This is a genomic window from Caulobacter sp. GW822-FHT07D08, from assembly GCF_058798735.1.
The window spans coordinates 1-8,084 of record NZ_JBXAKU010000041.1; the positions used below are offsets into that span (position 1 = coordinate 1).

Below are 8,084 nucleotides of genomic sequence, written 5' to 3' on the forward strand. Positions count from 1 at the left end.
GGGGGCTATTTCGTGCAGCCGACCGTCTTCGTCGGCGACAACAGCATGCGGATCTTCCAGGAGGAGATCTTCGGCCCAGTGTTGTCGGTGACGACCTTCAAGACCCTCGACGAGGCGATCGCGATCGCCAACGACACCCCCTATGGTCTGGGCGCCGGCGTCTGGAGCCGCAGCGGCAACACCGCCTATCGCCTCGGCCGCGCCATCGAGGCCGGACGGGTCTGGACCAACTGCTATCACCAGTATCCGGCCCACGCCGCCTTCGGCGGCTACAAGGCCTCGGGGTTCGGACGCGAGACCCACAAGGCGATGCTCGATCACTACCAGCAGACCAAGAACCTGCTCGTCTCCTACGACGAGCACGGCCTTGGTCTCTTCTGATCCCTCGCAAAGGAGCACAGCCATGGCCAAGACCATGAAGGCGGCTGTCGTCCGCCAATTCGGCGCGCCGCTGGTGATCGAGGAAGCGCCGATCCCCACGGTCGGTCCCGGACAGATCCTGGTGAAGATCGCCGCCACCGGCGTCTGTCACACCGACCTGCACGCCGCCGAGGGCGATTGGCCGGTGAAGCCGAACCCGCCCTTCATTCCTGGCCATGAAGGCGTCGGTCACGTCGCCGCTGTCGGGTCGGGCGTCACCCACGTCAAGGAGGGCGACCGGGTCGGCGTGCCGTGGCTCTACACCGCCTGCGGCCATTGCGTGCATTGCCTGGGGGGATGGGAGACCCTGTGCGAGAGCCAGCAGAACACCGGCTATTCGGTCAACGGCAGCTTCGCTGAATATGTCCTGGCCGACCCCAACTATGTCGGCCAGCTTCCCGACAATGTCGGCTTCATCGATATCGCGCCGATCCTGTGCGCGGGCGTCACCGTCTACAAGGGGCTGAAGGCGACCGAGGCCAAGCCGGGCGAGTGGGTCGTGGTCTCCGGCATCGGCGGCCTGGGGCACATGGCCGTGCAATACGCCAAGGCGATGGGGCTCAACGTGGCGGCGGTCGACATCGACGATCGCAAGCTCGATCTGGCGACGCGCCTTGGCGCGGCGGTGACCGTCAACGCCCGCGAGCAGGATCCGTCCGCGGCCATCAAGTCGGCGATCGGCGGCGCGCAGGGCGTCCTCGTCACCGCCGTCTCGCCCAAGGCCTTCCAGCAGGCGCTCGGCATGGTCAGGCGCGGCGGGACGGTGGCCCTCAATGGCCTGCCGCCCGGGGATTTTCCGCTGTCGATCTTCGACACCGTGCTCAACGGCGTCACCGTGCGCGGCTCGATCGTCGGTACGCGCCTGGATCTGATGGAGGCCCTGGCCTTCGCCGGCGAGGGCAAGGTTCGCGCCACCGTTCACGCCGAACCGCTCGAGAAGATCAACGAGGTCTTCGCGCGCATGCGCCACGGCGACATCGAGGGCCGGGTCGTCCTCGACCTGGCCTGATCCTCCGCCACAGCCGCGAGCGCACCATGTTCGACAGTCCCTCCTCGCCCGCCACGCGGCGCCGCTTCGTCCAGGGCCTGGCGGTCAGCGGGGCGGTGGCCGGAGTTTCGCCGGCGCTGCTGGCGGGCCCCGCCGCCGCCGCGACCGCCGAGCTGCGCGGGACAGAATTCGATCTGGAGATCGCCGAACTGGCGGTCAACTTCACCGGCAAGCGTCGGATCGCCACGGCGGTGAACGGCGCCGTACCTGCTCCCGTTCTGCGGTTGCGCGAGGGCGACACCGTTACCCTGCGGGTCCGCAACCGCCTCAAGGAGATGTCCAGCATCCACTGGCACGGGATCATCCTACCCGCCGAGATGGACGGCGTGCCGGGTATCAGCTTCCCCGGGATCGCGCCCGGAGAGACTTTCACCTATCGCTTCGAGCTGCGCCAGGCTGGCACCTACTGGTATCACGCCCATACCTTGGCGGAGCAAACCGGACTCTATGGCGCGATCATCGTCGAGCCTCGCGCCCCGCCAGGACCCGCGCCCGACCGGGACTACGCCATCCTGCTGAGCGACTGGTCGGACGAGCCGCCGTTGCAGATCTTCACGAACCTCAAGAGGCTGAGCAGCTACTACAATTTCGCCCAGCCGACGGCGGGCGACTTCCTCGATGATGTGAGCCGCCTGGGGGCGGGCCAGGCCCTGACGCGGCGGCGGATGTGGAACCGGTCGCGGATGAACCCGACGGACTACAGCGACGTCTCGGCCGCCACCTACACCTACCTGATGAACGGAACGCCGCCGGCCGGGAATTGGACGGGCATAGCCGCCGCCGGCGAGCGGGTTCGCCTGCGGTTCGTGGGCGCGGCGACGGCGACCTTCTTCGACGTGCGCATTCCCGGCGTCGCGATGACCGTCGTCTCGACCGACGGCCAGCCGGTGGAGCCGGTGACGGTCGAGGAGTTCCGGATCGGGCCGGGCGAGACCTACGACGTCGAGTTCACCATGGGCGACGGCGCCCGCACGATCTTCGCCCAATCGATCGACCGGTCCGGCTTCGCCCGCGGCGTCATCGCCCCGGCGCCCGGCATGACCGCGCCCACGCCGACGCTCGATGCGCGCACCTGGCTCGATCCGATCGACATGATGGGCGCCATGGCCGCCATGGGCGGCGAACACGCCGGCCATGGCGCGGCGGTCGCGCCCCCGAAGGCGCGTCACGCCCGCAGCGAGTACGGCGCCAACACCGACATGCGCGTCGATTATCCGCGCACCAATCTCGACGATCCCGGCGCGGGCCTGCGCGGGCGGTCCTGGCGGGTGTTGACCCTGGCGGATCTTCGCACGCCCGGCGGCGATCCCGATCCCCGCGAGCCGGAGCGCGAGATCGAGCTGCACCTTACCGGCAACATGGAACGCTTCATCTGGGCGCTGGACGGGGTCAAGCTCAATGACTCCCGTCCGCTCCATTTCAAGCCCAACGCGCGGCTGCGCATCGTTCTTGTCAACGACACGATGATGGCCCACCCGATGCACCTTCACGGCATGTGGAGCGACGTCGAGGGGCCGGACGGCGCGTTCCAGGTCCGCAAGCACACGGTGGTGATCCAGCCGGCCCAGCGGATCAGCTTTCGGGTCACCGCCGACGCCCTGGGCCGATGGGCCTTCCACTGCCACCTGCTCTACCACATGGCGGCCGGCATGTTCCGCGAGGTGGTCGTCGCATGACCTGTCCGCCCGCCACGCGAGGGTTTCTGCTCGCCCTAGCCCTGAGCGTCTCGGCCGCGGCCGCGCCTGCCTTCGCCCAGGACGCCCCCCATCAGCACGCCCCGCCGCCGCCGCCGAGCCCGGCGCCCTCGGACGCCGCCTCGGCGAGCGTCGATCATGCGGGCATGGACATGTCCGGCATGGATATGTCCGGCGCCGCGACGCCCGCCGGCGGCATGGCCATGGGACGAATGCAGGGCGGCAAGGCTCCCCCGGACGCCCGTGACTCCGACGCCTATGCGGACGGCTATCGCAATTCGACGCTGCCGGGCTACGAGACGGCCGACACGCTGCCGATCCGCAAGGCTCTCGTCGACGAGATGGAGTGGGCGACAGGCAATGAAGGACAGGGCGTCGGCTGGAGCGTCTTGGTCACTCAGGGGCCTGATGACAACAAGGTCTGGCTGCGCAGCCAAGGCCTCAAGACGTCCAAGAGCCGCCTGGACCCGGAGAGCAGCGTCGAGGCGCTGTGGTGGCGCAGCAAGACGCCGTTCTGGGGCGCGCTGCTGGGCGTTCGCCAGGATCTTGGCAAGGGCGCGACCACCTGGCTCGCCGCCGGCGTCGAGGGCTTGGCGCCCTACTGGTTCGACGTCCAGCTGACCGGCTATGTCGGCGACGACGGCCGCCTCGCCGCCCGCGCCCGGGGCGCCTACGAGGTCCGCTTCACCAACCGGCTCATCCTGGCCCCGCAGGTCGAAACCAACCTCTATTCCAAGCGCTCGGCTGACCGTGAGCTCGGCGGTGGATTCAGCAACGTCGAACTGAGCGCCCGCCTGCGCTACGAGGTCTCGCGCAAGGTCGCGCCCTATGTCGGCTTGGTCTGGGAGCGGGCGCTCGGCGCCACCGCCGACTTCCGACGCGCCGATCGCGACCCGCCGGCCGAGCATCGCGTGGTCGTCGGCTTGCGGTCATGGTGGTGAAGCGCCGGGCGGGGCCTTGGCGAACGGGAGATGGGAGAACCTGCTCCGCGGCGGACGCTGAACGCGGCCGCAGCCGGACGGCGGCCTCGATCCTGCTGCTTCTCGCGGTCGCGGCCGCGGCGGCGGGCCAGACCGCCATCCTCGCCTTTCTCCCCACCCTCGTCGACGCCGGTCAGGCCAACTTGGGCTCGCGGGTCCACGATGTTCATGTCGCGAGCTTGACGGCCGCACACCCCCTGGCGGCGCTGGTCTTCGCGCCGCTTTGGGGATGGCTCGCCGATCGCATCGACTACCGCGTCATTCTGCGCGCGGCGCTTTTCGTGCTCGCGATGGCGACCGCGCCGGTCGGGGCGGTCGCGCTGCCCATTCTGTACGGGCTTCGCCTGCTGGCCGGGCTGGCCGCCTCCGCCATCATCCCGCTGGCCCTGCTGTCGACGAACTTCGCGTCCGGCGGCCGACGCGAGCAGGCCAGGCGCTTCACCTGGCTGACGGCTTTCATGTTCCTCGGCGAACTGTTCGGCCCCCTGCTCTCGGAGGCGTCCGCGTGGCTCTTCCCCCACACGCCGCTGCTCATGCTCGCGCTCGTCATCGCCGTGCCGGCGCTGGCGCTGGCGACCAGCGCCGTGCGCCTGCCGGCCCGCTGCCCCGCCCGTCCCCAAGGTCGGCGCCCGCCGGCCCCGTCGGGCGTCGCCACGCTTGTCCTGCTGCTTGTCACCATCGTTGGCGGCGGCGGGCTCGCCGCCCTGCATGTCAGCCTGCTGGTGACTCGCCCCGAGGGCGCGCTGAGCCGCGAAGCGATCGCTGGAATGCTCAGCCTCTGCGGGCTGGCGATGTTGGCGGCTCAGTTGTTCCACACCCGCGTCGCCTGGTTGGTAACCGCGCCCCGACGCCTGGCCTGCCTCACGCTCGCGCTCCTGGCCCTGTCGCTGTTCCTCTTCCGCTCCGCATCCACCGCGATCGAGATCGTCGGCCTCATCGCCATCGCCGGCTGGAGCTCGGCCAGCGTTCGGCTGGTCACAAGCTTCTGGATCAGCGGCCCCCTGCGGCCCTCCGGGCTCAGGCTGGGTCTGCAGCATACGGCCGCCAGCCTCGGTCAGGCCCTGGCGCCCATGTCGATCGCCCTGGCGCCGCCGCATCGGCAAGCCGCCGTCCTGGAGGCGATCGGCTGGCTGTCGCTGGGCCTGCTGGCGCTTTTACCGATCTTATGGCGCCGGACCGCGACGCCGGTCCCTGCGGCCGGGGAAGCCGCGTGAGCGCGCGGCCATGTCCGGCGACGGCGTCCGCGTCGCGCATAGCTTCACGCCACCGCAGTCCCCTCATGAAAATCCGTCTCGCCGCCGCTCTGCTGTTCCTGGCCTTGCCCAGCGTCGCGCTGGCGGCTGGGGAGGTCCTGCTCTACCGCGACCCCGGATGCGGCTGCTGCGAGGCCTGGGCGCAGGCCGTCCGCGCGAAACTCGGCAGAAAGGTGATCGTCAGGGATCATGCCGCGCGCGCGGGTCTGCAGCGCCAATCCGGGCTGCCGCCGGCGCTCGCCGCCTGCCATACCGCCCTTGTCGACGGCGTCGTTCTCGAAGGTCACGTGCCGACCGTCGAGATCAAGCGCCTGTTGGCCGCCCGTCCGGCGGGGGTCAAGGGACTGGCCGTGGGCGGCATGCCGATCGGTTCGGAGGGCATGGCCGCGCCGAGCGGCGCGCGGCGCCCCTACGACGTCGTGGCGTTCGGGCCGGCCGGCGCGCGGGTCTTCGCCCGCTACTGACATCCAGAGGCCGGCTCCCGCCGGGCTTGGGTCAATGGGCCTCGCGCGCCATCGCCGAGCGCCGACGCAGGGCCTCGAGCACCGCCCGGCCGATCACCGGCTTGGCGATCACCTGGTCGAAGCCGGCCGCGCGCGCGCGCTGCTCGAGGTCCTCATCGTAGAAGCCGGAGATCAGGATGGCGTCCCCCCGCCAGCCCTGGCGCCGAAGATGATCCAGGAGTGTCAGGCCGTCGATGTCGGGCATCCGATAGTCGAGGATCACGCAGTCGGCTTCCCTGGCGCGCGGGTCGGCCAAGAGGGCGCTGCCGGTGGTGTAGCCGCTCACCGCGTAGCCGCGGGCTCGAAGCAAGAGCAGCAGGCCGCGTCGCACGCCCGGATCATCGTCGGAGACCAGAACCGTATAGCGGCGATCGCGCGGCGAGGGACTGACCGATAACATCGCGCGATCAAAACACCCGGTTGAAGCCCGCCAAACCTCGCACGTCGGCCGTCTCCAGGTCGCTACGTAAACCTCGCAGTCACTTGAGCTTGCGGCCCATCCCGGCGGCGAAGGCGATCCTGAGCGCTTCGGACAGGTTGCGCACGTCCAGCTTGACCATCAGGCTGGCGCGGTGCACCTCCACGGTGCGCGACGAGCATCCAAGGTCATAGGCGATGGTCTTGTTGGGATAGCCCTGGGCCAAACCCTCCAGCACTTCGCGTTCCCGAGGCGTGAGGGCGGCGATGCGCACATGCGCGTCGGCGGCCTCGATCGCGCGGATGTCGGCGTCGGCGATGCGCGCGAACGCCCGCTCGACCGCGCGCAACAGCGCGGCCTTTTCGAAGGGCTTTTCCAGGAAGTCGACGGCGCCGGCCTTCATGGCCTGCACGGCGACCGACACGTCGCCATGACCCGTCAGCACGATCACCGGCATGTGGATGCCGCGCTCGGCCATGGCTGTCTGCACCTCAAGGCCGTCCATCGCCGGCATGCGCACGTCGAGAATGACGCACCCCTGGGTCGTGGGCCGGGCCCGGGCCAGAAATTCGACACCCGAGGCGTAGGTCTCAACGCCAAGGCCGACCGCCTTCAACGCAAACCCGGCCGCGCGCCGGATGGCCTCTTCGTCGTCAACGAGGTGAATGACCCGCTTATCCGTCATAGTCCTCCTCCCCCGCCGCGTGGATCAAGGTGAAATGAAACCGGGCCCCGCCCAGCGCGGGCCGCTCCAACCAGATTCGCCCGCCGTGCGCCTCGATGATGGTCCGGCAGATCGACAGGCCCAGGCCCATCCCGTCGGTCTTGGTCGAGACGAACGCCGTGAAGAGCTGTTCGCCGACGTCCTCGGCGACGCCGGGACCGGTGTCCTCGACGGTGACCTCGATCAGGCCGTCGCCGCGCAGGCGCGTGGCGATTCTCAGGTCGCGGATCGGGGTGTCCGCCATCGCCTCGATGGCGTTGCGCATAAGGTTGACCAGGACCTGTTGAATCTGCACCCGATCGACGAGGACGGGCGTGGCCGCCGGATCGAAATCGAAGAAGCTGCGCACCCCCCGCTCGCGCGCGCCCACGAGCGCCAGCTGGCCGGCGTCGCCGATCATCTGCGCCAGGTCGTGCAGGCTCTTCTCGACCTCGCCGCGCGCCACGAAGTCGCGCAGGCGGCGCACGATATGGCCAGCGCGCAGGGTCTCCTGCGCGGCCTCGTCCATGACCCGGCGAAAGGTGGCGAAGGGTTCCCCCTGCTCGGCTTCCAGCATGTCGCGGATCGTCTCCAGATAGAGCGAGACGGCCGCCAGAGGCTGGTTGAGTTCATGCGCCAGGGTCGAGGCCATGGTGCCCATGGCGCTCAGCCGGGAGACATGAACCAGCTCGGCCTGAAGCGCCTTCAGCTTCAGTTCGTCCTGCTCCTTGGCGGTCAGATCGCGAATGAAGCCGGTGAACAGCCGCTGGCCGTTCTCGCCCGCCTCGCCGACCGAAAGCTCCATCGGGAAGGTCGACCCGTCACGTCGCAGCCCCACCACGACGCGGCCGACGCCGATGATCCTGCGCTCGCCGGTCTGCAGGTAGTGGTTGATGTACGCGTCGTGCCGGCCATGGTCCGGCTCGGGCATCAGACACGCGACATTGCGGCCGATCAGCTCGGCCTCGCGATAGCCGAACAGGCGTTGGGCCGCCGCGCTGAACGAGGTGATGGCGCCGGCCTCGTCGATGATGATCATCGCGTCCGGCACCGTCGCCAGGATCG

The 8,084-nt window shown here is 69.6% G+C and carries 9 protein-coding genes; 6 read left to right on the forward strand and 3 right to left on the reverse strand.

The genetic code is table 11. From position 1 onward, the window contains the following. The 6 genes from AC1RJ9_RS28110 to AC1RJ9_RS28135 all read left to right on the forward strand — a co-directional run. Positions 1-381: aldehyde dehydrogenase family protein (locus AC1RJ9_RS28110; RefSeq protein WP_492841959.1), on the forward strand; the 381-nt coding region annotated here is incomplete at its 5' end. A 22-nt stretch (positions 382-403) separates the two neighbouring features. Continuing rightward, positions 404-1,429: an alcohol dehydrogenase AdhP gene (adhP, locus tag AC1RJ9_RS28115; protein WP_492841961.1), complete on the forward strand. Its 1,026-nt coding sequence runs from the start codon at positions 404-406 to the stop codon at positions 1,427-1,429. Positions 1,430-1,455: 26 nt separating this feature from the next. Continuing rightward, complete coding sequence (locus tag AC1RJ9_RS28120) at positions 1,456-3,144, forward strand: copper resistance system multicopper oxidase (protein ID WP_492841963.1); 1,689 nt, start codon at positions 1,456-1,458, stop codon at positions 3,142-3,144. Continuing rightward, positions 3,141-4,103, forward strand: a complete 963-nt coding sequence (locus tag AC1RJ9_RS28125; RefSeq protein WP_492841965.1) for a copper resistance protein B — start codon at positions 3,141-3,143, stop codon at positions 4,101-4,103. Before AC1RJ9_RS28120 ends, AC1RJ9_RS28125 begins: the two co-directional genes overlap by 4 nt. Then, positions 4,094-5,356: an MFS transporter gene (locus AC1RJ9_RS28130; protein ID WP_492841967.1), complete on the forward strand. Its 1,263-nt coding sequence runs from the start codon at positions 4,094-4,096 to the stop codon at positions 5,354-5,356. The genes AC1RJ9_RS28125 and AC1RJ9_RS28130 overlap by 10 nt, the downstream gene beginning before the upstream one ends. Before the next feature lie 65 nt (positions 5,357-5,421). Then, positions 5,422-5,859, forward strand: coding sequence for a DUF411 domain-containing protein (locus tag AC1RJ9_RS28135; protein WP_492841969.1), 438 nt, complete (start codon positions 5,422-5,424; stop codon positions 5,857-5,859). 31 nt (positions 5,860-5,890) lie between these two features. Here AC1RJ9_RS28135 and AC1RJ9_RS28140 read toward each other — a convergent pair whose 3' ends face one another. From AC1RJ9_RS28140 to AC1RJ9_RS28150, 3 genes are all read right to left on the reverse strand, one after another. Further along, the gene (locus AC1RJ9_RS28140) at positions 5,891-6,298 is read right to left on the reverse strand and encodes a response regulator (protein ID WP_492841971.1); all 408 of its coding nucleotides are present in this window, start codon (positions 6,296-6,298) and stop codon (positions 5,891-5,893) included. Positions 6,299-6,377: 79 nt separating this feature from the next. Continuing rightward, the gene (locus AC1RJ9_RS28145; protein WP_492841973.1) at positions 6,378-7,001 is read right to left on the reverse strand and encodes a response regulator transcription factor; all 624 of its coding nucleotides are present in this window, start codon (positions 6,999-7,001) and stop codon (positions 6,378-6,380) included. Continuing rightward, positions 6,991-8,084 (reverse strand): sensor histidine kinase (locus tag AC1RJ9_RS28150; RefSeq protein WP_492841950.1); only part of this gene is annotated, 1,094 nt, incomplete at its 5' end. The genes AC1RJ9_RS28145 and AC1RJ9_RS28150, both read right to left, overlap by 11 nt.

Bases quoted from the DNA above. Each gene is read 5' to 3' on its own strand.
- AC1RJ9_RS28125 (WP_492841965.1), top strand. From the start codon at position 3,141: ATGACCTGTCCGCCCGCCACGCGAGGGTTTCTGCTCGCCCTAGCCCTG.
- adhP (WP_492841961.1), top strand. From the start codon at position 404: ATGGCCAAGACCATGAAGGCGGCTGTCGTCCGCCAATTCGGCGCGCCG.
- AC1RJ9_RS28130 (WP_492841967.1), top strand. From the start codon at position 4,094: ATGGTGGTGAAGCGCCGGGCGGGGCCTTGGCGAACGGGAGATGGGAGA.
- AC1RJ9_RS28145 (WP_492841973.1), bottom strand. From the start codon at position 7,001: ATGACGGATAAGCGGGTCATTCACCTCGTTGACGACGAAGAGGCCATC.
- AC1RJ9_RS28135 (WP_492841969.1), top strand. From the start codon at position 5,422: ATGAAAATCCGTCTCGCCGCCGCTCTGCTGTTCCTGGCCTTGCCCAGC.
- AC1RJ9_RS28140 (WP_492841971.1), bottom strand. From the start codon at position 6,298: ATGTTATCGGTCAGTCCCTCGCCGCGCGATCGCCGCTATACGGTTCTG.
- AC1RJ9_RS28120 (WP_492841963.1), top strand. From the start codon at position 1,456: ATGTTCGACAGTCCCTCCTCGCCCGCCACGCGGCGCCGCTTCGTCCAG.